This window comes from Allorhizobium undicola ORS 992 = ATCC 700741, assembly GCF_000621665.1.
GTDB lineage: Bacteria > Pseudomonadota > Alphaproteobacteria > Rhizobiales > Rhizobiaceae > Allorhizobium > Allorhizobium undicola.
In genome coordinates, this window is the sequence record NZ_KK211327.1 from 93,437 (window position 1) to 117,397 (window position 23,961).

Here is a 23,961-nt window from a genome sequence, read left to right on the forward strand (position 1 = left end):
CGGTTTCCGAAACAACAGATCATGTCTTAGCGCGGCCCCGAAACGGGAGCAAGCGCGAGGGAGATTGGATGGGCGCATTATCCGTGCGACTGAAACGTTTTAGATAATGATGTCACGAGTTGGATTTTTCTTCCATCCAAAAGATTTCCGAGGCGCACAATCGGCCTTGTGCATTGCGGCGATCTAACTGGGTGTTGAGATGATAATATCCTGTAATTCAGGCAATAAGTCGGAATTTGCAGCGCAATATTAGAAAAGACAGAAAAAAATTCCGGCCACATCGTCAACCTGCTACAGGCAATATCATTACCGATTGCTGAAAATCGGAGGTTGCGCGGCTGGAAATCTTGCCGTAGGTTTCATCTGCAACGTTTCAGTGAGGGAGGAGACTCAATGAAGATCCGGTGCATCGCGGCTGCATTTGCGGCCAGCGTCGCCATGCCTTTCGGTGCGGCCAGCGCGACAGATCTCGAAGTAACACACTGGTGGACCTCCGGAGGAGAGGCTGCCGCCGTGAAGGAGATGGCCAAGGCCTTCGATGCCACTGGCAACAGGTGGGTGGATGGCGCGATTGCCGGTTCCGGCGGCACCGCCCGCCCCATCATGATAAGCCGCATTACCGGCGGCGATCCCATGGGGGCCACGCAATTCAACCACGGACGTCAGGCGCAGGAGCTGGTGGAAGCAGGCCTGATGCGCGATCTTACCGATCTTGCGACCAAGGAAAAATGGAAAGACATCATCAAGCCCTCCAGCCTGCTGGATAGCTGCACCATCGACGGCAAGATCTATTGCGCGCCGGTCAATATCCATAGCTGGCAGTGGCTGTGGCTTTCCAATGCAGCCTTCGCCAAGGCCGGTATTGCCGTTCCGAAGGACTGGAACGAGTTTGTCGCGGCAGCACCAGCCCTGCAAAAGGCAGGCATCCAGCCGCTTGCGGTGGGTGGCCAGCCCTGGCAGACCAGTGGTCTGGTCGATGTGCTGATGCTGTCTTTGGGCGGCAAGGATCTTTACATGAAGGTCTATCAGGACAAGGACGCCAAGGTTGCCGCCGGGCCGGAGATGGCGAAGATCTTCAAGGCTGCCGATGATGCGCGCAATCTGGCCAAGGGCTCCAATGTGCAGGACTGGAACCAGGCGACCAACATGGTCATAACCGGCAAGGCGGCTGGCCAGATCATGGGTGACTGGGCGCAGGGCGAGTTCCAGCTTGCCGGACAAACGGCTGGCAAGGACTATAGCTGCCTGCCGGGGCTTGGCCTGAACGACTATATCACCACGGGCGGCGATGCCTTCTATTTCCCGCTGTTGAAGGACAAGGAAAAGGCCAAGGCGCAGGAAGTTCTCGCCTCCACCATCGTCAGCCCCAAGGCGCAGGTGGCCTTCAATCTCAAGAAGGGGTCCCTGCCGGTGCGCGGTGACGTGGATCTTGCCACTGCCAATGACTGCATGAAAAAGGGCCTTGCCATCGTGGCAAAGGGCAATGCGCTGATCAGCACCGACCAGTTGCTCTCTGCCGATACGCAGAAGCAGAAGGAAGATCTCTTCTCGCAATTCTTCGCCAATCCGTCGATGACGCCGGATGCAGCGCAAAAGCGTTTTGTCGAGATCATCAGCAGCGCCGATTAGAGCATAATCCGATCGAAAAGCGCTCTACTGCATAATTCCTCAAACCGGAATCGATTTAAGGTGAAAATTATGCAGCCGATTTAAAGTGTTACAGCGTCCTTTGTGCGTTTGATAAAACGCACGGCGCTGTAAGGTTCTCACGTCGGAATAATTGCGCCTGCGGCAGGTTTCGGCCTGCCGCACGGGGACCCTTTGAAAAAAATCATGCTGTTGCGATGTAAGGAGGCCTTCATGGCGGCTCCGGGCCGAACCGGCAGACCCAATCGATTGTTTCGCAATCTGAATGCAAAGATTGCATCCATTCCCATGATCCTGATTGCCCTTGTGGTGTTTCTCGGCGGCAGTGTCTGGACGGTGGTTTATTCCTTCACCAATTCGAAATTGCTGCCCCGGCTGAATTTCATCGGCCTTGACCAGTATGATCGGCTATGGGGATCGGACCGCTGGGTAGTGTCCATCCAAAATCTGGCGATCTACGGCATTTTGTCGCTGATTTTCAGCCTTGTCATCGGCTTCGTGCTGGCGGCGCTGATGGATCAGAAGATCCGTTTCGAGAATGTGTTTCGCACGATTTTTCTCTATCCCTTTGCCCTGTCCTTCATCGTCACCGGGCTGGTCTGGCAATGGCTGCTCAATCCGGAATTCGGCGTGCAGTCGGTCGTGCGCTCGCTTGGCTTTGCGGATTTCACCTTCGATCCGCTCTATAATCCCTGCATCGTCATTTACGGCATATTGATTGCCGGTCTCTGGCAGGGCACGGGGCTTGTCATGTGCCTCATGCTGGCGGGCCTGCGCGGCATAGACGAAGACATCTGGAAGGCGGCCCGCGTCGATGGCATCCCCATGTGGCGCACCTATGTTTTCATCATCATTCCCATGATGCGCCCGGTCTTCATCACCACGCTGGTCATCATTGCGAGCGGCATCGTCAAGGTCTACGACCTGGTGGTGGCGCAGACCAGCGGCGGCCCCGGCATCGCCTCGGAAGTGCCTGCAAAATATGTCTATGACTACATGTTTCAGGCGCAAAATCTGGGGCAAGGCTTTGCCGCTTCCACCATGATGCTGCTGACCGTAGCGATCATCATCATCCCCTGGGCCTATCTGGAATTTGGAGGGAAAAAGCGTGGCTGATCACTCCACACTCAATGCTGTTGCCGCGGGCATCGACCCCGCGAAATCCCGGCTGGGGGAAGGCCCGAGCGGGCGCAAGCCGAAACCTCTTCTGTCCCGGCGCAATATCGTTCTTTACGGCCTGTTGTTCGTGGCCGCCGCCTATTACCTGTTGCCGCTTTACGTGATGGTCGTCACCTCGCTCAAGGGTATGCCGGAAATCCGCATGGGCAATATTTTTTCACCGCCGATGGAAATCACCTTCGAGCCCTGGGTAAAGGCTTGGGCGCAGGCCTGCACCGGCCTCAACTGCGATGGGCTTTCGCGGGGGTTCTGGAACTCCGTTCGCATTCTCGTGCCATCGGTGCTGGTGTCCATCGTCATCGCCTCCGTCAGCGGCTATGCGCTGGCCAACTGGCGGTTCAAGGGTGCGGAACTGTTCTTTTCCATCCTCGTCATCGGCGCCTTCATTCCCTATCAGGTGATGATCTATCCCATTGTCATTCTGCTGCGGGAGATCGGTCTTTACGGCTCGCTCTCGGGACTGGTGATCGTTCACACCATTTTCGGAATGCCCATCCTGACGCTGCTGTTCCGCAATTATTTTGCATCCCTGCCGGAGGAATTGTTCAAGGCGGCACGCATCGACGGGGCAGGCTTCTGGCAGATTTATGTCCGGATCATGCTGCCCATGTCGCTGCCGATCTTCGTGGTGGCAATGATCTTGCAGGTAACGGGTATCTGGAACGACTTCCTGTTCGGCGTGGTGTTCACCCGGCCCGATACCTACCCCATGACGGTGCAGCTCAACAATATTGTCAATTCCGTGCAGGGGGTGAAGGAATATAACGTCAACATGGCGGCCACCATCCTGACCGGCGCCGTTCCCCTCATCGTCTATTTCATTTCCGGGCGTCTTTTCGTCCGCGGCATCGCTGCCGGTGCAGTGAAGGGATAATCCATGACTATGAGCGTCTCCATTCGCGATCTTTCCCTGAGCTTCGGCGCCGTCACGGTGCTGAAAGACCTCAATCTCGATATTCACGACGGCGAATTTCTGGTGCTGCTCGGCTCGTCGGGCTGCGGCAAGTCCACGCTGCTCAATTGCATTGCCGGGCTGCTGGATGTGTCGGAAGGGCAGATTTTCATCAAGGGCCGCAATGTCACCTGGGAAGAGCCCAAGGATCGTGGCATCGGCATGGTGTTCCAGTCCTATGCGCTCTATCCGCAGATGACGGTGGAAAAGAACCTGTGCTTTGGTCTTGAGGTGGCCAAGGTGCCGAAGGCAGATATTGAAAGGCGTGTGGCGCGGGCCGCCGAAATTTTGCAGATAGGCCCGCTTCTCAAGCGCAAGCCCGCCGCCCTTTCCGGTGGCCAGCGCCAGCGTGTGGCAATCGGCCGGGCGCTGGTGCGTGATGTCGATGTGTTTCTCTTCGACGAGCCGCTGTCCAATCTCGATGCCAAGCTGCGTTCGGAGCTTCGCGTGGAAATCAAGCGGCTGCACCAGTCGCTGAAAAATACGATGATCTATGTGACGCATGACCAGATCGAAGCACTGACACTGGCCGACCGTATCGCCATCATGAAGGGCGGCGTGATCCAGCAGCTTGCCGATCCGATGACGATCTATAACCGCCCGAAAAACCTTTTCGTCGCGGGCTTCATCGGTTCGCCGTCGATGAACTTCTTCAAGGGTGAGGTGGCGGAGCGGGGCGGCAGGCTTTCTTTTGTCAGCGGTGGGCATGAGTTTTCACTGGAAGGTTATGCCGCCCAAAGCCCGCTTGTTGCCGGTCAGAAGGTGGTGCTTGGCGTGCGCCCGGAACATATCGCCGTCGATGGCGATATTGCGCCGGGGCAGGAGGCGCATGAGGCCGTGGTGGACATTGAAGAGCCGATGGGTGCCGATAATCTGCTGTGGCTGAAGCTTGCCGGGCAGGTGGTATCCGTCCGTATTGCCGGAACCCGACGCCATGCACCGGGAAGCAGGCTTCGCCTTGCCTTCGACATGTCCGTTGCCTCGCTTTTCGATGCGCAGACGGAAGAGCGGATCTGAAACGCGAGAAGGAGCCAGCCCCATGCTCAATGATCTTGATCTTTCCGGCCTCTGGAGCCTTTCAACGGCGAGTGGCGATCATTCTTGTGAAATCGCCATTCCCGGCGATGTGCATTCCGCTCTCCATGCGGCAGGCATCATCCCCGATCCTTATGCCGGACGCAATGAGGACGTCGTGCAATGGGTTGCCCATGAAGACTGGGTGCTGACACGCATTTTCAGCCTCGATCATGTCGAAGGCAGCTGGTATCTCGATGTCGATAATCTCGATACGGTGGCGGTGGTTTTCATCAACGACATCCCGGTTCTGTCGGCGGATAATTGCTTCCGTCGTTACCGGCCGGATATTTCGGCGGCACTTCAGCCTGGCGAGAACGCAATCCGCATCGTCATTCATTCCGCCATCAAGGCAGGTGCCGAGCGGCAGGCGCGCCAGCCCTTTTACATTCCCTACCACCCCGGTAATTCGCCGATTGCCAATGGCAACATGCTGCGCAAGCCGCAATGCCATTTTGGCTGGGACTGGAACATCGCCATCGCCCCGCTTGGCCTCTATGGCCGCATTGCCGTCTGCAAACTCGATCCGGCGCGCATCGAGCATGTGGAGGTCAGCCAGTTGCATCACGCCAATGGCCGTGTCGATGTTACGGTCAAGGCAACGCTTTTCGCAAGCGAACCTGCCGTCGTGCCGGTGCATTTCGAGCTTGAGGGTGAGCGCGTGCGGCTCGATTGCGGCATCAATGCCGCAGAAACCGTCATCACCCATGTGTTCGAGGTGGAAAATCCCCGCCTCTGGTGGCCCGCCGGCAGCGGGGAACAGGCGCTTTACGATCTCAAGGTCTCGGTACCGGGGGCGTTTGTGCAAAAGCGCATCGGCCTTCGCATCGTCGAGCTTGTGACCGATGCGGACGAGGCGGGCAGCCGCTTTGCGCTGAAGGTCAATGGCCGGGAAATTTTCTGCCGGGGCGCCAACTGGATACCTGCCGATGCCCTCTATTCCCGCTCCGATGCAGCAAAGGCGGAAGACCTGCTGCAATCGGCCAGGGACGCCAACATGAACATGATCCGCGTCTGGGGTGGCGGGTTTTACGAGGCGGACTGGTTCTATGCGCTCTGCGACCGGCTGGGCCTGATGGTCTGGCAGGACTTCATGTTTGCCTGCAATCTCTATCCCTGCTCGGAGGATTTTCTGGAGAATGTGGCGGCTGAGGTGGATTATCAGGTGCGCCGCCTGCAATCGCATCCATCCATCGCGCTCTGGTGCGGTGATAACGAGCTGGTGGGTGCGCTCACCTGGTTCGAGGAAAGCCGCAATAACCGCGATCGTTATCTGGTGGCCTATGACCGGCTGAACCGGGTGATAGAGCAGGGCGTGAAACGCGCCTTTCCGCAGGCCATCTGGTGGCCATCGAGCCCCGCTTCCGGCTATCTCGATTACGGCGATGCCTGGCACGCCGATGGCTCGGGCGACATGCATTACTGGTCGGTCTGGCACGAGAACAAGAGTTTCGACAATTACCGGACCGTGCGCCCGCGCTTCTGCTCCGAATTCGGCTTTCAGTCCTATACGTCGCTGCCGGTGATCGAAAGTTTTGCCGAGGCAAACGACATGAACATCGCCTCGCCGGTGATGGAGCTGCACCAGAAGAATGCCGGTGGCAATGAGCGCATCGCGGGCACCATGTTCCGCTATTTCCGTTTCCCGAAAGATTTTGCCAATTTCGTCTATCTGAGCCAGATCCAGCAGGGATTGGCGATCAAGACGGCGGTGGATTACTGGCGTTCGCTGAAGCCGCATTGCATGGGCACGCTCTATTGGCAGCTCAATGACACATGGCCGGTCGCCTCCTGGTCCAGCCTCGACTACGGCGGACGTTGGAAAGCCATGCATTACATGGCGCGACGGTTTTTCCAGCCGGTCACGGTGGCGGCCATTCCGAACGAGGATGGCGTCACGCTCGATTTTTCCATGGTCAATGATGGGCTCGAGCCGGTGGACGTGGAGGTGGATATTTTCGCGCTTACCCTGCAAGGCAAGCGTATCTGCCTCAAGGCCGCCAAGGGGAAATGCCCGCCGGATCGGGCGCAACGCATTGCCAGCATTGCGCTTTCAGACCTGCCGCAGGCATGTCTTGTCGGCTGGAATTTCACTGCCGCAAACGGCATGTCGGGCGAGGGCCATTATGCCCCGGTGCCTTACAAGGCGCTGGAGCTTCAGCCCTCCGGCCTCAGCCTGAAAAGCCGTGTGCTGGAAAACGGCACCGTGGAGCTGACCATTGCGGCCACCGGCCTTGCGCTGTTTGTCATGATCGAAAGCCGCACTCCGGGCCGTTACAGCGACAATGCCTTCGACCTTGCGGCAGATGAAAGCCGGACGATCATCTTCACCCCGCAGGCGCCGGTTTCCGAGGCCAGCCTGCCGCAATTCACCCTTTACGATCTTCAGTCCTGCCAGGCGCTGGGCTGATCCATGTTTTGCCGGAATATTCCGGCTGGTTGCCTTAGGAGGAGTTCCAACCATGTCCGCTCTTGGTTTTCAACTTTATAGCGCCCGCAATTTTCAGCCCTTTGCCGATATTTTTCCAAGGCTCAAACAGGCCGGTTATACCCATGTGGAAGGCTATGGCGCCAATTATGCCGATGCGGATCAAAACGCATTGCAGACGCTGAAGGCCGATCTCGACCGCAACGGGCTCACCATGCCCACGGGGCATTTCAGCATCGAGATGTTGGAACAACAGCCCCAACAGGTGCTTTCCATTGCCCGCATTCTGGGTATGGAGGCCATTTATTGCCCCTATCTCATGCCCGACCAGCGCCCCACGGAGGCCGCAGGCTGGCGCGCCTTTGGCGAAAGGCTGGAAAAGGCAGGAAAGCCGATCACCGATGCGGGGCTGACCTTCGGATGGCACAATCATGATTTCGAATTCGTGGCGCTTGCCGATGGCTCCACCCCGCAGGACCAGATTTTCGCAGGCGGCCCCAGCCTGACATGGGAGGCCGATATTGCCTGGATCATTCGCGGGCTGGCCAATCCCTTTGACTGGATCGAGCGCTATGGCAAGCGCATCACGGCGGTTCATGTGAAGGATATTGCCGCTGCCGGAGAAAATGAAGACGAGGACGGCTGGGCCGATGTCGGCCACGGCACGGTGGAGTGGAAGGCGCTGGTGCCTGCGCTACGCAAGCTTGGTGTGCGACATTTCATCGTCGAACACGACAATCCCAAGGACATTGACCGGCTGATTAACCGCTCTGCCGCTTCCTTCAAATCCTTCTGACAGTCTCAGGATAGATCCCATGACAGATGAACTTGGCGTCGGCATCATTGGATGCGGCAATATTTCTTCGGCTTATTTTACGCTTGCGCCCCTCTTCAAGGGGCTCAAGCTGGTGGCTTGCAGCGATGTCAATATGGCGGCGGCGCAGGCGCGTGCTGCGGAATATGGCGTAAAAGCACAGACGGTGCGGGAGCTTTTGGCTAATCCCGATGTGCATGTGGTGGTCAACCTTACAATCCCGGATGCGCATTACCCCGTGTCCAAACAGGCGCTGGAAGCGGGAAAGCACGTCTATTCCGAAAAACCGCTGGTGCTGAGCCTTGAAGCTGGCGAGGATTTGCGCCGTATCGCGAAGGCGAAGAACCTCTCCGTCGGCTGCGCGCCGGATACGTTTCTAGGCGGTGCCCATCAGCTTGCCCGGCGTTACATCGATCAGGGCGGCGTGGGCCGCATCACCTCCGGCACATGCCATGTCATGGGGCCGGGAATGGAAATGTGGCATCCGAACCCTGACTTCTTCTTCCTGCCGGGCGGTGGGCCAGTGCTGGATATGGGGCCATACTATATCGCCAATCTCATCAATCTCATCGGGCCGGTCAAGCGCGTCGGCGCGCTGACATCCATGGCAAGTGAAACGCGAACCATCACCAGCCAGCCGCGCCATGGTGAGACCATTCCCGTGAAGACGCCCACCAATATTCATGCGCTTCTGGAATTCGTCAGTGGAGCCACCATCACGCTTTCGGCCAGTTGGGATGTGTGGGCGCATCGTCATGCCAATATGGAGCTTTACGGTACGGAAGGCTCGCTCTTCGTGCCGGATCCAAATTTCTTCGGCGGCACGGTGGAGGCATCCGGCCCTGACAAGGAAATCCAGCCGCTCGATGATTGGGACCATCCCTTCGGCATCAACAATCAGGAAAGCCCGCATGGCCCCCGTGCCAATTACCGCACGGCAGGCCTTGCGGACATGGCCCTGGCCATTCTGGAGGGGCGGGATGCCCGTTGCTCGCTCGACAGGGCGCTGCATGGCGTGGACGTAATGACCTCAATCCTCAAATCGGGCGAAACGGGGCAGTTCGTTACGCTTTCCACCACCTGCACTCAACCGGCAGCGCTGGGCGTTGAGGAGGCATTGGCCTTGCTGAAATAGGATGGGATAATTACAGCAATGGTCTGAGAAAAGCGGAAGCCGGGTTCTTGTTAAAGCTCCCGGCACGCTACTGCATAATTCCTTAAATCGGAATCGATTTAAGGTGAAAATTATGCAGCAGATTTAAAGTGTTACAGCGCCGTGCGTTTGAGAAAACGCACGGCGCTGTAGAGCATAATCCGACCGGAGTGAAACGAGGATCGACAAGATTATGCTTCAAAAATAAAATCTTAGAGCGCTGATCTGATTCAATCAGATCAGCGCTCTAAAACACGGAGGACCTCCCATGACTTGGCACGCTGCCGAAAATCGTTATGAACGGATGATCTATAATCGCTGCGGCAAAAGCGGGCTGAAGCTTCCGGCTATATCGCTTGGCTTGTGGCACAATTTCGGTGATGACACGCCGCACCAGGTGAAGCGGGATATGTGCCGCCGTGCCTTCGATCTTGGCATTACCCATTTCGACCTTGCCAATAATTACGGTCCACCGCCCGGATCGGCCGAGCTTGCCTTCGGCGACATCCTGAAAACAGATTTTTCAGGCCTTCGCGATGAACTGATCATTTCCTCCAAGGCGGGTTACGATATGTGGCCGGGTCCTTACGGAGAATGGGGCAGCCGCAAATATCTGATCGCCTCCTGCGACCAGAGCCTGAAGCGCATGGGGCTGGACTATGTGGATATTTTCTATTCCCACCGTTTCGATCCGCAAACGCCGCTGGAGGAAACCTGCGGGGCGCTGGACCATATCGTCCGGTCCGGCAGGGCGCTTTATGTCGGCATCTCTTCCTATAACTCCCAGCGCACCCGCGAAGCCGTGGCCATCATGCAAAGCCTCGGCACGCCGCTCCTGATCCACCAACCCAGCTATTCCATGCTGAACCGCTGGGTGGAGACCGACGGCCTGCTGGATACGCTGGACGATGTTGGCATGGGCTCCATCGTGTTCTCGCCGCTGGCGCAGGGCATGTTGACCACCAAATATCTGGGCGGCATTCCAGACGATAGCCGTGCGGCGCAAAACCACTTCCTGAAAAAGGATTTCATCCGCCCGGAAATCATCGACAATATTCGCAAGCTCAACGGTATTGCCGAAAAGCGCGGCCAGACATTGGCGCAAATGGCCATCGCCTGGGTATTGCGTGGCGGCCGCGTCACCTCCGCCCTGATCGGTGCTTCGCGCGTGTCGCAGATCGAGGATTGTGTGAAAGCGCTGGATAATCTCCACTTCGCCGAAGCAGAGCTGGCCGAGATCGAGATCTACGCCAAAGAGGCCGATATCAATCTCTGGGCGCAATCGGCAGAGCTTGATAAATAAAACACGAAAGCCCGCCGGTCTTGCGATCGGCGGGCTTTCGAAATCTGTGCATCAATCAAACCAGACGGCTGCGAACCACGGCGGCTTCGATGAAGCTCTTGAACAGCGGATGCGGTTCGAGCGGGCGCGACTTCAGTTCCGGATGGTACTGCACGCCGATGAACCACGGATGGTCCGGATATTCCACGGTTTCCGGTAAGACGCCATCCGGCGAAAGACCGGCAAAGACCATGCCGCAATTTTCCAGCCGCTCGCGGTAATCGATATTGACCTCGTAGCGGTGGCGATGGCGTTCGGAAATTTCCGTCGAACCATAGACCTCAGCAATCCTGGAGTCTTTTTTCAGGCTGGCCTTGTAGGCGCCAAGCCGCATGGTGCCGCCAAGATCGCCGGAAGCGGAGCGCTTTTCAAGCTCATTGCCCTTCATCCACTCCGTCATCAGGCCAACAACGGGTTCAGCCGTGGGACCAAATTCGGTGGACGAGGCCTTTTCGATTCCCGCCAGATGACGGGCCGCTTCCACCACAGCCATCTGCATACCGAAGCAAATGCCGAAATAGGGCACCTTGCGCTCACGGGCAAATTGCGCTGCTAGGATCTTGCCTTCAGAGCCACGCTCGCCAAAGCCGCCGGGAACGAGAATTCCATTGACCTTTTCCAGATAGGGGGCCGGATCTTCCTTTTCGAAGATTTCGGACTCGATCCATTCCAGCTTCACCTTCACGCGGTTGGCAATGCCACCATGGTAAAGAGCTTCGATCAGCGACTTATAGGCATCCTTGAGGCCGGTATATTTACCGACGATGGCAATGGTCACTTCACCTTCCGGCGTGCGGATACGGTTGGAAACCTCTTCCCAGGCATCGAGACGCGGTTTTGGTGCGGGCTCGATACCGAAGGCGGCCAGAACCTCATTATCCAGGCCTTCCTTGTGATAGGCCATCGGCACGTCGTAGATATTCGCCACATCCAGCGCCTGAATGACGGCGGAGGGACGGACATTGCAGAAAAGCGAAAGCTTGCGGCGTTCCGCTTCCGGAATTTCCCGGTCTGCACGCACCAGCAGAATATCGGGATGAATGCCGAGAGCCTGCAATTCCTTGACGGAATGCTGGGTTGGCTTGGTCTTCAATTCACCGGCTGCCGGAATATAGGGCATGAGGGTGAGGTGCAGGTATACGGCCGTGCCACGGGGCAGCTCATTGCCAAGCTGGCGAATGGCTTCGACGAAAGGCATGGCTTCGATGTCGCCGACCGTGCCGCCGATTTCGCAGATCACGAAATCATAGTCTTCGTTACCTTCGATAACGAAGTCCTTGATCTCGTTGGTGACATGCGGAATGACCTGAACCGTTGCGCCGAGATAATCGCCGCGCCGCTCCTTGTCGATGATGTTCTTGTAGATACGACCCGTCGTGATGTTGTCGGTCTTGGTTGCAGAACGGCCGGTAAAGCGTTCGTAGTGGCCGAGGTCGAGGTCGGTTTCCGCCCCGTCATCGGTCACGAAAACTTCCCCGTGCTGCGTCGGGCTCATCGTGCCCGGATCGACATTGAGATAGGGGTCCAGTTTGCGCAGGCGCACGCGGTAGCCCCGCGCCTGCAACAATGCTCCGAGTGCTGCGGCCGCAATTCCTTTACCAAGAGAGGAAACCACGCCGCCAGTGATGAATACATATCGCGCCATGGGCTTCACCGGATACCGTTTCAGAATCGATTCCGCCAGTCCTATTTTGCCGGACGGCGAAGATACACACAAAGAAAAACCGGCGGGCCGCTTTCAAGCCCGCCGGAGCGAAGGGATCGTCAACCGATCAATTGCCCGTGGGCACTGCACCCGGCTGCGGGGCAGGGGCCGCAGCATTGCCAGCGGGTGCAGGCGTTGCCGGTGCGCTAGCGCCATTGCCAGCGGGCGCGGCAGGCGCAGAGCCCGGCAGCTGATCGAGAATATTGCCAGCAGGCGCCTGTTGGCCGCTCGGAATACGATCGAGAATATCGGTCGGGCGTGATTCGTAACGCGAGAGAATGCCAAGCGCCAGCGAGGTGATGAAGAACAGCGTGGCGAGAATGGCCGTGGTGCGCGTCAGCGCATTGGCCGTGCCACGCGCCGACATGAAGCCAGAACCGCCGCCAATCCCGAGACCGCCGCCTTCCGAGCGCTGAATCAGCACGACGCCGACAAGTGCGATCACGATCATGAGGTGAATGACGATCAATACGGTCTGCATGGATTTTCCATCCTGCCCTTCCGGGCCTGTTCTAAAAAAGCATTCGGCGGCTCTCTACACGAGGAACCGCCGCAAAGGAAGCCCTTATGCGAAAGCTTCATGAAAATGACCGGGCAGCGCCAGACTTCCAGCAATTCCGGCCAGTGGCGGGTCCCGATCCCGTCAGCCCAAAAGCTCCGCATAGGCGCCATAAATGGCCAGGAAATCGGAAGCCTTGAGGCTTGCGCCGCCAATCAGTGCGCCATCGACATTTGCTACGCCCATGAGTTCCTTGGCGTTACCGGGCTTGACCGAACCGCCGTACAGAATGCGCATCTTGCGCCCGGCATCGCCGAACCGGCTTGCCAGCTCGGCGCGCATGAAAGCGTGGGCCTGGGCAACGTCGTCGGTGGTGGGCGTCAGGCCCGTGCCAATCGCCCAAACCGGTTCATAGGCGATTACGGTGTTTTCCGCCGTTGCCGCATCGGGCAGGGAGCCTGCAAGCTGACGCTTGAGAACGTCCAGCGTCTGTCCCTGCTTGCGCTCATCCGCCGTCTCGCCAATGCAGACGATTGCCACGAGCTCGGCGGCATGGGCCGCCTCCGTCTTGGCGCGAACAAGATGGTCCGTTTCCGCGTGATCGGTGCGGCGCTCGGAGTGGCCGACGATGACATGCGTGCCAAAGCAATCGGCAATCATTTCTGCGGAAATGTCGCCGGTATGCGCGCCGGAGGCATTCTGGTGGCAATCCTGTCCGCCGATCGCCAGCGGGCTGTCCTCGCAAAGGGCGGTGGCCACATAAAGCAGGGTCGCCGGAGGGCAGATGAGGCTTTCAACCTTTTGCGAAAGCGGACCCTTCACGCCTTCGGCAATCGCCTTGATCTGATCCAGCGAGCCGCGCGTGCCGTTCATCTTCCAGTTTCCCGCGACAAGCGGTCGAATATCCGGTGTCATATCTCTTCCAACCCAACCCTATTCCAATGAAAACAGCTGTGACAGATTAGCAGGCAAGTTGCAACGCAACATGCCTTGAATCAAGGCAGAACTGCAATTTTCGCGTCAGTTTTGCGGAAAATTCGCGCAGCGCCCCGATTTTGCACTCACTTTTTTGCAAACCAGTTGAGAACAGCGCGCCAGTCGGTCATGCGCACGGGGGTTCCGTGGCTGCCAGTGAGGAAGAGGGTGAAGCGCGTGGGATAGCCTGCCTTGTGCAGCCTTGTGTAAAGCGCAGTCTGGTCGCCCGCCGCGTAGACGCTGTCTTTGCTGCCATGGGTAAACCAGATCGGCAGTTTCGCCTTGAAACCGGCCGTTGCCGTATAATTGTTATCGCTCGCCCCTCCCATGATGACCATGCCTGCCAGCCTTTGCACGGCCTGCGGCTGGCGGGCAATGCCCCAGCATATGAAGCTGCCCATGGACGCGCAGGCCAGAATGACCGGCCGTCCGGCGGAGCGACGGCTCGCCTCCTCGATGAGTGCCGCCGTCTGGTCCACGCCCGGCGCATCGAAGGATTTTATCGTGGGGGCGTAATAGACGCCGCCATTGTCCACGGCCAGATTTTTCAGGCGGTTGAAATTGCCGCCGAACCTGTAATCATCTCCACCCAGACGACGGTCGCCACCGCGCCCGTGTATGAAAATCACGGTAAAAGCCGCGCCGTCGCTCACGCCCGTGCGCGTGACATCAAGCCGCCCGGCAGCGCCGAGATCCAGCGTTTCGTCCTTTTGAAATTTCCGCACGCCGGGGGCCACGTAATCACTTTTCACGCGACGTTCCGGTATCTGGTCGCGGCCATTTATATCGCGCATTTCCTGATAATCGATGATCTGGAAATCGCCGTCGTCGCGGCTTTCCAGAACGGTCTGGCTGGAAAAAAGCTCATCTTTGAAAGGGTGCAGATCCAGCGCGAACGCGGATGGCGACGCAAGGCAAAGGCCTGCAAACAGCAGGCGAGCCAAATGAATTGTGGACATCTGCATGGGAAAAGCTCTCCTTCGCCCCGCAGCCTTGCCACGGCGACGGCAGAAACGCAAAGATTTCCTGAGATGCTGCGGCCCATGGGCCCTAAGCGGCAAGATGTGCGGGAACCGACAAAGTGCAGCCCGGTCTTGCCTGCCAGCGGCAATGTGGGCTAGAGAGAACAAAACGAAAACCAGAAGGCTGTTCGCCCGGCGCCTTCCCTGCCTTTGCTGCGGCATGGCGACAGAAAGCGATAGACGAAACGATGGACGACAACGATCTTTTTGGGGACCTGCCCATGGCCGTACCGCCCCGGACAGAGGCTGAGGTCAAGGTGCAGGCGCCCGCCGCCCCGAAACCACAGCCGGCAGCCAGCGGCGATGACTATGGCGCATCGTCCATCCGGGTTCTGGAAGGTCTGGAGCCGGTGCGAATGCGCCCTGGCATGTATATCGGTGGCACGGATGAAAAGGCGCTGCATCACCTTTTCGCGGAAGTTATCGATAACTCCATGGACGAGGCGGTTGCGGGTCATGCCAACTTCATCGATGTGCATCTCGATGCCGAGGGATTCCTGACCGTCACCGATAACGGGCGCGGCATTCCCGTGGAAAACCACCCGCAGGTGCCGGGAAAATCCACGCTCGAAGTCATTATGACGAAACTGCACGCAGGCGGCAAATTCGACGGCAAGGCTTACGAAACTTCCGGCGGTCTGCATGGCGTCGGCGTTTCGGTGGTCAATGCGCTTTCGGACAGTCTGGAGGTTGAGGTTGCCCGCAATCGCAAGCTCTATCGTCAGCGTTTTTCGCGCGGCCTTCCGCAAGGCGGACTGGAAGAGCTTGGCGATGTGCATAACCGGCGCGGCACGCGAGTGCGCTTTCATCCCGACCCGCAGATTTTCGGAGACCATGCAAGGTTCGATCCCGGCCGTATCTTCCGCATGGCGCGCTCGAAGGCATATCTCTTCGGCGGGGTGGAAATCCGCTGGTCCTGCGATCCGCAAATTCTGCCTGCCGGGGGCGAGATTCCCGACAAGGCCGTGTTCCATTTTCCCGGCGGGTTGAAAGATTATCTTGCCGCAACGCTTGGCAAGGAATTTACCGTCACGCGGGAAATCTTTGCCGGAAAGTCTGAAAAGACCAATGGCCATGGCGCGCTGGAATGGGCAATTACATGGTATGGCGGTGATCCGCAGGTCCATTCCTATTGCAACACCATTCCCACGCCTGAGGGTGGTACCCATGAGGCCGGTTTGCGCATTGCCTTGCTCAAGGGGCTGCGCAGCTATGGTGAACTGACGCAAAACAAGCGCGCCCAGCAAATTACCACGGACGATGTGATGATTTCTGCCGTGGGCATGTTGTCCGTCTTCATCCGGGAACCGGAATTTGTCGGCCAGACCAAGGACAAGCTCGCAACGGTCGAGGCCCAGCGCATCGTGGAAAATGCGTTGCGGGATCCCTTCGATCATTATCTGGCCGATAACCCGGCAGAGGCCGCCAAGCTTCTGGATTGGGTGATCGAGCGGGCCGAGGAACGTCTGCGTCGCCGCAAGGAAAAGGAAGTCAACCGGAAGACGGCCGTGCGCAAGCTGCGCCTGCCGGGCAAGCTTGCGGATTGCGCCCAGAACACGGCTGAAGGGGCAGAGCTGTTCATCGTCGAGGGTGACTCGGCAGGCGGATCGGCCAAACAGGCGCGCAACCGCGCCAATCAGGCCATTCTTCCGCTTCGTGGCAAGATATTGAACGTCGCCAGTGCTGGCCGCGACAAGCTTTCCGCCAATCAGCAGATTGCCGATCTCGTGCAGGCTCTCGGTTGCGGCACGCGCAGCAAATATCGCGACGAAGACTTGCGCTATGAGCGTATTATCATCATGACCGATGCCGATGTGGATGGCGCGCATATCGCTTCGCTTCTGATCACCTTCTTCTATCAGGAAATGCCGGAGCTGATCCGCGGCAGCCATCTTTATCTGGCAGTGCCGCCCCTTTACGTGCTGCGGCAGGGCGCAAAGACGGTTTATGCGCGGGACGATGCGCACCGGGCTGAATTGATGGAAACGACGTTCAAAGGCAAAAAGGTCGAGGTTGGCCGCTTCAAAGGTCTGGGCGAGATGATGCCGCAGCAGTTGAAGGAAACCACCATGGATCCGGCAAAGCGTACGCTTTTGCGCGTCGCCATCGACGACGTGGATTTCGAAGGCACGCGCGATGCCGTGGATGCGCTCATGGGAACAAAGCCGGAGGCGCGCTTCCGGTTTATCCAGGACCGCGCCGCCTTTGCTGAAAATCTGGACATCTGAAGCATCGCCGCTGGCGCGGATTTTCCAAAATTCGGTAAGCCCTCTGAAGGCCGCGAACAAAGTGTTTCGCGGCCTTTTGAACAGATAAGCGCTGAAGATTTTTTCCAGAAAAATCCGGAGAGGACTCCCGGCTGGCGCCCTGAAAATCCCGGCGCCCTGAAAATCCCGGATCGTTCAATCGCTACACTGGGCGGAGGAAACGATCAAATGCTCCAGCTTCATCCCGTCACAGGCGATGAAGGTTCAACCTGCGCATTTCAAACACCTTCACTGCACCAGACTGCTCAGGATACCAAAAGAAAAAATCCCACGGTCCTTTTTAAAGACCGTGGGATTTTACATTTTCGGACGGGAAGCTGGTCTCCAACTTCCCTGAATACTTTTTAGTTAAAGCGTCCCGCGGCGTGGGCCAGCATGGTGTAGACCTTGCCGGTATCCGAGGTCAGGTAGGATTGGGTCAGTGTCTTGTCCCGATCCGTGCGGGCAACGTCGGAAAGCAGCTTTTCGAAATCGGCGATATAACGGTCTACTGCGGTGCGGAATTCCACTTCGCGGTCGTATTTGCGCTTGATCTCATCGAAGGTCTGCTGGCCCTTCAGCGTGTAGAGGCGGCGGGTGAAGACATCGCGCTCGCCGCGCTGGTAGCGGCGCCACAGCTCTACCGAAGCATCATGATCGATGGCGCGGGCAATATCGACCGACAGCGAGTTCAGCGATTCCACCATGTGGCGCGGATTGCGAATATCGTTGCTACGCTGCGGTTCGGCCGGGTTGCGCTGTTGGGCGGCGCGGGCTGGCGATACGACTGTTTCTTCCTCGCGCGATGCTCCACGCAGAAGATCGCTGATCCAGCCACCCCCTTGGGCTTGCGGTGCGCTGCTCTGCTCCATGGAAAGACCGGGGCGGCTGGCAAGCGGTGCCTGTTGCTGCGGCCGCGAGACGGCAGGTGCTGGCTGCTGCGCGATTGCCGGTTGCCGTGGTGCGGCAACCGCAGCCGGTGCGGGGGCGGGTGCAGGGCGAGCAGCGGGCGCCACGGGCTGAACCTGACGTGGTGCGGGTTCGGCAATTTCCATCTGCTGCGATGTGCGGCCAACGAGCTGGGAAATATCCTGAAGCGCCTTGATCTGCTCGGCAACGGCGCGGCGCATGGCGCTGGCGCTTTCCTTGGCTTCTTCCGGAAGATCGAAGGCACCACGCTTGAGTTCTGTGCGGGTGAGGTCCAGTTCCTGCCGAATTTCCTGGGCGGAACGACGAATTTCGTCTGTTGCGCCAGCAAAGCGGGACATGGCTTCCTCGACAGCGCCGCGCACGGCTTCCTTCATCTGCGTTGCCGTACCATCGGACTTTTGACCTGCTTCCGCAAGGATGCGGTCCACATCCGACAGGGACGAGGCGAGGCCGCCACGCAGACGGTTTGCAAGATCGGTGGAGCGCTTTTCGGCCTCCGAGAGCGTCCGTTCGATCGAACGGGTCGCTTCTTCGCCCGCAGAAAGCAGTGAATCGCGCATGGAGCCAGCGGTGGCCTTGGCCTGCTGTTCCGTTTCACCGAGGATCTGGCCGAGATCGGCAAAGGAAGACTGGATGGTGTTGCGCAGATTGCCGCTCATCTGGCCAGAGCGTTGCTCCAGATGATCGAAGGCGCCTTCGACCATGCCAGCCAGCGAACGCATCGTACCTTCGATCTCCTCGGAGCGCTTGACCAGACCGATGGAGAGATCGCGCAGCGCCTGCTGGCGCTCTTCCAATGTGCCTGCCAGATTGGACTGCGCGGCGGCCAGAAGATCCGAGGCCTGTCCCAGAACCCGCGCATGATCGCCAAAGCGGCCGACAATGCCCGTAACCTGGGTCAGGGCCTGTTCGGAAACGCCCGAGAGACGCTCCAGATTGCTTTCCAGCAAACGTCCCGAGGTTGCCAGCACATCGGCGGCGCGGCTGGTGGTCGCTGCAAGCTTGTCCGTCGTGGCGCCAAACTGGCGGTCCGCATCCGTTACGGTCTGGGCAGTCTGTTCGACAAGGCCGGTCAGGGCCTGATTGGTTTCCGTCAAACGCTCGATCATGTGACCTGCGGTGCTGGTCAGCGATTCCTCTGCGGCATGAAGCTGGCGCGCGGCATGGGCGGCGCGGGCGGTGATTGCGTCCGTTACCTGTGCATTTTCCTGACGCAGACGGTCGGCGCTCTGTTCGGCGGCCTGGGCGATACGCTCGGCGGCCTCGCGGCCAATCGCCGAATATTGCTCGACCGTGGGGCGGGCCTTTTCATCGATAAGGCGGGCAAGCTCGGAAGAACGTCCGGCCAGCATCGAGTTTAGTTCGCGGGTGCGCTCGTCGAGTGCGGAGCGGATGGAATTGCCGCGCGCTTCGAGCGCCTTCTCGACGCCGTCGAGCGTGGAGGAAAGTTCGCCACTGGTATTGGCAAGCGCCGCCCGCAAAGCCGCCGCACGTTCTTCGAGTGCGCGCTCGGCCTCCGACATGGCGCCGGTAATGCTGCCTGCACGGGTTGCGATGGAGGCTTCAGCTTCCGATGCCTTGCGGATCAGCGAATCGCCTGCCTCTGCAAAATTCTGAACGAGCTGTGTTGTCTGACCGGCAAGGCGATCCTGCGTTTCGCCGATCCGCCGCGTCAGATCGTCTGCCTGTTCGCGAACGGAACGGGTGAAATCCTCGTGACGGCTGCCGATGGTCTGGGCGAATTCTTCGCTGGTGCGCCCCAGAATCTCGGCAGATTTCTGGGCCTGAACGTCGATTTCCTGCACGGCCCCGACAACCGCCTGACGAAGCGAGGAGGCAAGCCCCGCAGCTTTGCCTTCAATGGTGCTGTTGACGTTTTCAAGGCCGATATTCAGGGCGCGATCCATGGTGGACAGGCGCTCGTCGATCATGGTGGTGCGGCTGTCGAAAGTTTCGGCAAGGCGCTGGCCTGCATCCCCCAGGGTGTTTTCAAGCCGCTGGGAAGCGTTCAGGCTGATGCGCTCAAGATCGGAGACCTTTTCGGTAAGCCTGGATGCAACGCGCTCTCCGGCTTCTGTCACCTTCGCATCCACCCCTTCGAGACTGCCTTGGATACGGCTCTCGAGCGCGCCGAGGCTCGTCTCGATCCGGCCCGTCGTGTCGTTCAGATGGTTTGCGACATTGCTGATGGACCCTTCGATCCGTGCGGAGAAATCCTCGGCCGTGCGGCTGATTTCGCTGGCGGCATCGCCAAAACGGTTTGCAATGGCGCCTGCGGAGCCTTGCAGCCTGCCTTCAAGCGCACGGCCAGTGTCGTCGATGGTCTGGCGCAGCCTGTCCTGCTGCTCTTCGAGCGTCATTTCCAACATGCTTGCACTGGCAGCCAGCGTTGCGCCGATTGCCGTGCCCTGTTCGGCGAGGGTGTTTTCCAGCACATTTTGGGCATCGGAGAGACTTGCGGCAATCGCGGCGCTGCGGTCGTCCAGCGTCCGGCGAATGCGGTCGTGGTTGTCCTCAAGCGTGTTCGACAGACGGCCGACGGAAGAGTTGATCCCGTCTTCGATGCGGTTGACGCCCTGCCCAAGAACGGTTTCGACGCGATCGGCGGATTGCCCGAGCGTTGCGGCCAGACGCTCGGAATGGGCATCCAGCGACTGATCGAGCCGACCTTGATTATCTTCGTAAGCGGCACGGATCGCATCGGCCTTGTTGCCAAAAGCAAGCGCGATGCGAATATCGGCCTCTGTTGCCGTATCCATGAGATCGCCGAGGCGCGTATCGACCAGTTCCTTCAGACGGCCCTGATTGACTTCATAGGCGCTACGGATCTCGTCTGCCTTGCTGCCGAGAACTTCCTCGATACGGCGATCCGCCTGTCCGACGGTTTCGGCAAGTTCGCCAATCTTGGCATCCACCGTCTGTGCCAGACGGCCTTCATTTTCTTCGTAAACGGCACGAATGGCATCCGTGCGGTTGGCAAGCGCCAGTTCGATCCGCATGTCGGCTTCGCCTGCGGTGTCGAGAATTTGCTCGACCTTGCTGTCCAGCGTGGCGGTGAGCCGGGCCTGACTTTCCTCATAGGCGGCGCGAATGGCCTCGGCCTTGCCAGCCAGGGCCTGGGCAATGCTTCTGTCGGCGTTGCCCACCGTTTCGGTCAGCTCGCCAAGTTTGGCATCGACGGTCTGGGCCAGGCGCGATTCGCTTTCCTCATAGACCGAGCGCAAAGCATCGACGCGATTGCCAAGCGCCAGTTCGATCCGCATATCGGCTTCGTTTGCGGTATCCACAAGCTGCTCGACCTTGCCGTCCAGCGCGGCGGAAAGGCGGCTCTGGCTTTCTTCGTAGGCGGCGCGGATGGCGTCTGCCTTGCCGACAAGCGCCTGTTCGAGGCGGTTATCGGCATTGCCCACGGTTTCGATGAGTTCGCCAACCTTCGCATCGATGGTGCGTGCGAGGCGTCCCTCGTTTTCCTCGTAAACCGAGCGGATGGCATCGACGCGGGTACCGAGCGCCAGTTCGATCCGCATATCGGCTTCATTGGCCGTATCGATCAATTGATCGACCTTATTGTCCAACGTCGCCGTCAAGCGGGCCTGACTTTCCTCATAAGCCGCGCGAATGGCGTCCGCCTTGTCGGAAAGGGCGGCTTCGATACGCGCATCGGCACCCTGTGCTGCCTCGATGATCGTTCTGGTCTTCTGGTCGAGCGTGGCGGCGAGGCGGTCCTCGCCGGAGGTGACGGCTTGCGCGATATTGCCCGTAACGCTTTCCAGCGTCTGGGAAATGCGCATTTCGCTTCCGACAAGCTGGTTGACGATGGCGTCCGAACGGCTGCCGAGGGTTTCCTCGAAGCGCTCCTGGGTCGAGCCAAGCGTTTCCGCAAGGGCCGAGCCACGCTCTGCCATGACCTGATCGATCCGGCGCTGCGCCTCGGCAATGGTCTGGTCAAGCTCCCGGCGGCGCATTTCGAGGGCTTCGGCAAGCTCGCGCGAGTGGGAGGCAAGCGCTTCCGCCATGATTTCCTGCGTGCCGCCCAGCGTTGCGGCCAGCGCCAGCTCGTGGTCGGTCATGTTGGAGCCAAGGCGCTCGATGGAGCTGTTGAGAATGCCGTCCATCGCCTCGGAGCCGCCCTTGAGCGTCTCATTGATGCGTGTGAGGCTTTCCGAAAGCTTGTTGTCCAGCGAACCGGCGCGCTGATCGAAGGCGTTGGCGAACGCATTCATGCGCTCATCGAAGCTTGTGTTGATCTGGCCGATGGTCGCTTGCAGGCGATCTTCGAACAGGCCGTTGCGCAGGTCGATATCGACAATGGCCTCGTCGGCATTGTTTTGCAGCGTCTGGCGGAAGTTGACGGCTTTTTCCTCAAGCGAGTGGTTGAGGCGGTTCAAAACGCCGTCGAGGCTGGAATTGATCTTGGTCTCGCCCTCGGTGAAGCTCTGGGCAATCTCCCGCGTACGGCTGACGAGAGTGTCGTTCAGCTGCTTTGAACGCTCGATCAGAGCGGCGTTCAGCTTTTCGGCGCTGGCGTCCAGAGTGGTGGCGCGGGTTTCGAACTGGCGCAGGATTTCGTCGCCATGGGTGGACATGGAAGCGGTGAGGGCCTGGAGCCGGTTGTCGAATTCGCCGGTGAGCGAGAATCCGGCCGCGCCGAGCGCCTCGACCATTTCGTCGGTCTTGCCTGTGAGGACGGAGCCCAGTGCGCTTGCGGCTGCATCGGATTTTTCCATGATCGATGCCGCCTGCATGTCGATCATCGACGCGAAGGCTTCGCCGGAGGTCGCGAGGCGAACGCTGATTTCTTCGGTGGCGAGAGAGAGGTCTTCCTTGAGCTGGTCGTGGGCACCGACGATGGAGTGGCGGATACGGTCGGCGTGGTTGACGATCGCGTCCCGTTCCGCCGCCAGTTCCTGCACGAGGGTGCGAACGCGCAATTCGTTGTCGGTATAGCTGCGCTCAAGCGCCGTGACTTCGGAATGCACCAGCGTTTCGAGTTCGGTTGCGCGCGCAATCGTACGCTCGATACCCTCGTTCATGGCCAGCACTTCGCGGCGCACCGCCTGGCCAACCGACATGATGCGCTCGGATGCGACCGTTTCCGGCTCGGAAAGACGCAGCGCCACCTCCGCCATCGAGCGGGCGGCGTTGCGAAGGTCGCTGGCCCTCGACATCATGATGGCAAAGGCGAAAAAGATGAAGATCGGCAATACCGTGCCGACGAGAATGGCGATGATGCCCGGATTGGCCGCAAATGCCCCGAGCCCGCCGGACCAGATGACCGAACCGTAAAGAAGCTGGGAAAGCCCGAAACCGCCAAAACCCCAGATGGCCGAGACGATGGTGGCATTGCGAATCGCTGCGCCCATGGAGGCGCCTTCCAGCGATTTCAGCATGGCGGCCGGTGCCTTGCGTGAACCGTCATTGGCAGGCGCAAGCGCGGGCGATTTCGGTGCAGCGTCGCTTGCGGCGCGCTCCTGGCGAGGCCGAGGCTCCGGCTGATCCGGGCGAGGGGGCTGCTGTTTTGCCGCTTCTGGCATCCTGGCCTCCGATGCTTCGGGCCGGGAGGGCGTAGCAGGCGTGTCGCCTTCATCTTCGAAGTCGATCCGCAGGGCTGCCTCAAGGGCCTGGAAAGCGCTATCGTCAATAGACTCGCTTGTCTTTTTGTTCGCCATAGATACGCCTCGCTTACGCCTACTCGGACCGCAACCCGGCCTTATCGCTCGCACGACCGGGCTTGCGGCTCACACCTGGAACCCTTGCCACCACCTTGGCAGGCTTCCGGCAGGGGCTGGTCCTGACTTCGTTTCGCGATCCGGCAACCTATTCCATAGCACCGGAAACAACAGACTCAAAGCTGAACACAGTTTTCCTGCCTAATCGTTCCGTAGTGACACATTCCAGATGTCGATACAATTAACCGGGAGGCCTATCCTCCGATATTCCAAGGATTATTAACACTTTTTAAACGCATGGCCGGGGAGAAAGACCCAAGTTTGGA

The 23,961-nt window shown here is 59.0% G+C and carries 14 protein-coding genes; 9 read left to right on the top strand and 5 right to left on the bottom strand.

Annotation, left to right across the window (positions count from 1 at the left end):
• Positions 1–393 precede the first annotated feature (393 nt).
• The 8 genes from T424_RS0119230 (at position 394) to mgrA (ending at position 10,550) form a co-directional block, all read left to right on the top strand.
• The gene (locus tag T424_RS0119230) at positions 394–1,629 is read left to right on the top strand and encodes an ABC transporter substrate-binding protein (RefSeq protein ID WP_027489150.1); all 1,236 of its coding nucleotides are present in this window, start codon (positions 394–396) and stop codon (positions 1,627–1,629) included.
• Positions 1,630–1,860: 231 nt separating this feature from the next.
• The gene (locus tag T424_RS0119235; RefSeq protein WP_027489151.1) at positions 1,861–2,763 is read left to right on the top strand and encodes a carbohydrate ABC transporter permease; all 903 of its coding nucleotides are present in this window, start codon (positions 1,861–1,863) and stop codon (positions 2,761–2,763) included.
• Entirely contained in the window at positions 2,756–3,700 is a 945-nt protein-coding gene (locus T424_RS0119240; protein ID WP_027489152.1) for a carbohydrate ABC transporter permease, read from the top strand. The genes T424_RS0119235 and T424_RS0119240 overlap by 8 nt, the downstream gene beginning before the upstream one ends.
• A gap of 3 nt (positions 3,701–3,703) precedes the next feature.
• Positions 3,704–4,795 (top strand): ABC transporter ATP-binding protein, encoded by a 1,092-nt coding sequence (locus tag T424_RS0119245; protein WP_027489153.1) that lies wholly within the window; start codon positions 3,704–3,706, stop codon positions 4,793–4,795.
• A 22-nt stretch (positions 4,796–4,817) separates the two neighbouring features.
• Positions 4,818–7,262 (top strand): beta-mannosidase, encoded by a 2,445-nt coding sequence (locus T424_RS0119250; protein WP_027489154.1) that lies wholly within the window; start codon positions 4,818–4,820, stop codon positions 7,260–7,262.
• A 52-nt stretch (positions 7,263–7,314) separates the two neighbouring features.
• Positions 7,315–8,076 carry a sugar phosphate isomerase/epimerase family protein gene (locus T424_RS0119255; RefSeq protein WP_027489155.1) on the top strand — a complete coding sequence of 254 codons (762 nt, stop codon included), beginning with the start codon at positions 7,315–7,317 and terminating at the stop codon, positions 8,074–8,076.
• A 19-nt stretch (positions 8,077–8,095) separates the two neighbouring features.
• The gene (locus T424_RS0119260) at positions 8,096–9,229 is read left to right on the top strand and encodes a Gfo/Idh/MocA family protein (RefSeq protein WP_027489156.1); all 1,134 of its coding nucleotides are present in this window, start codon (positions 8,096–8,098) and stop codon (positions 9,227–9,229) included.
• A gap of 286 nt (positions 9,230–9,515) precedes the next feature.
• The gene (gene mgrA / locus T424_RS0119265) at positions 9,516–10,550 is read left to right on the top strand and encodes an L-glyceraldehyde 3-phosphate reductase (RefSeq protein WP_027489157.1); all 1,035 of its coding nucleotides are present in this window, start codon (positions 9,516–9,518) and stop codon (positions 10,548–10,550) included.
• A 55-nt stretch (positions 10,551–10,605) separates the two neighbouring features.
• Here mgrA and T424_RS0119270 read toward each other — a convergent pair whose 3' ends face one another.
• The 4 genes from T424_RS0119270 to T424_RS0119285 form a co-directional block, all read right to left on the bottom strand.
• The gene (locus T424_RS0119270) at positions 10,606–12,243 is read right to left on the bottom strand and encodes a CTP synthase (RefSeq protein ID WP_027489158.1); all 1,638 of its coding nucleotides are present in this window, start codon (positions 12,241–12,243) and stop codon (positions 10,606–10,608) included.
• A gap of 118 nt (positions 12,244–12,361) precedes the next feature.
• Positions 12,362–12,775 (bottom strand): preprotein translocase subunit SecG, encoded by a 414-nt coding sequence (gene secG, locus T424_RS0119275; RefSeq protein ID WP_027489159.1) that lies wholly within the window; start codon positions 12,773–12,775, stop codon positions 12,362–12,364.
• 162 nt (positions 12,776–12,937) lie between these two features.
• Positions 12,938–13,708 (bottom strand): triose-phosphate isomerase, encoded by a 771-nt coding sequence (tpiA, locus tag T424_RS0119280; protein ID WP_027489160.1) that lies wholly within the window; start codon positions 13,706–13,708, stop codon positions 12,938–12,940.
• Positions 13,709–13,854: 146 nt separating this feature from the next.
• Positions 13,855–14,733, bottom strand: a complete 879-nt coding sequence (locus T424_RS0119285; RefSeq protein ID WP_027489161.1) for a phospholipase — start codon at positions 14,731–14,733, stop codon at positions 13,855–13,857.
• Positions 14,734–14,978: 245 nt separating this feature from the next.
• On the opposite strand from T424_RS0119285, the gene parE reads away from it, so the two are divergent.
• Complete coding sequence (gene parE, locus T424_RS0119290) at positions 14,979–17,018, top strand: DNA topoisomerase IV subunit B (RefSeq protein ID WP_027489162.1); 2,040 nt, start codon at positions 14,979–14,981, stop codon at positions 17,016–17,018.
• Between the two features lie 383 nt (positions 17,019–17,401).
• Here parE and T424_RS0119295 read toward each other — a convergent pair whose 3' ends face one another.
• On the bottom strand, positions 17,402–23,635 hold the full coding sequence (locus tag T424_RS0119295; protein WP_027489163.1) for an apolipoprotein A-IV repeat region-like domain-containing protein: 6,234 nt from the start codon (positions 23,633–23,635) through the stop codon (positions 17,402–17,404).
• Positions 23,636–23,961 lie beyond the last annotated feature (326 nt).

What these genes read in the sequence shown, in the direction of transcription:
- T424_RS0119230 (WP_027489150.1), top strand. Translation starts at nt 394, where the DNA reads ATGAAGATCCGGTGCATCGCGGCTGCATTTGCGGCCAGCGTCGCCATG.
- T424_RS0119235 (WP_027489151.1), top strand. Translation starts at nt 1,861, where the DNA reads ATGGCGGCTCCGGGCCGAACCGGCAGACCCAATCGATTGTTTCGCAAT.
- T424_RS0119245 (WP_027489153.1), top strand. Translation starts at nt 3,704, where the DNA reads ATGACTATGAGCGTCTCCATTCGCGATCTTTCCCTGAGCTTCGGCGCC.
- T424_RS0119250 (WP_027489154.1), top strand. Translation starts at nt 4,818, where the DNA reads ATGCTCAATGATCTTGATCTTTCCGGCCTCTGGAGCCTTTCAACGGCG.
- T424_RS0119255 (WP_027489155.1), top strand. Translation starts at nt 7,315, where the DNA reads ATGTCCGCTCTTGGTTTTCAACTTTATAGCGCCCGCAATTTTCAGCCC.
- T424_RS0119260 (WP_027489156.1), top strand. Translation starts at nt 8,096, where the DNA reads ATGACAGATGAACTTGGCGTCGGCATCATTGGATGCGGCAATATTTCT.
- mgrA (WP_027489157.1), top strand. Translation starts at nt 9,516, where the DNA reads ATGACTTGGCACGCTGCCGAAAATCGTTATGAACGGATGATCTATAAT.
- secG (WP_027489159.1), bottom strand. Translation starts at nt 12,775, where the DNA reads ATGCAGACCGTATTGATCGTCATTCACCTCATGATCGTGATCGCACTT.
- tpiA (WP_027489160.1), bottom strand. Translation starts at nt 13,708, where the DNA reads ATGACACCGGATATTCGACCGCTTGTCGCGGGAAACTGGAAGATGAAC.
- T424_RS0119285 (WP_027489161.1), bottom strand. Translation starts at nt 14,733, where the DNA reads ATGCAGATGTCCACAATTCATTTGGCTCGCCTGCTGTTTGCAGGCCTT.
- parE (WP_027489162.1), top strand. Translation starts at nt 14,979, where the DNA reads ATGGACGACAACGATCTTTTTGGGGACCTGCCCATGGCCGTACCGCCC.
- T424_RS0119295 (WP_027489163.1), bottom strand. Translation starts at nt 23,635, where the DNA reads ATGGCGAACAAAAAGACAAGCGAGTCTATTGACGATAGCGCTTTCCAG.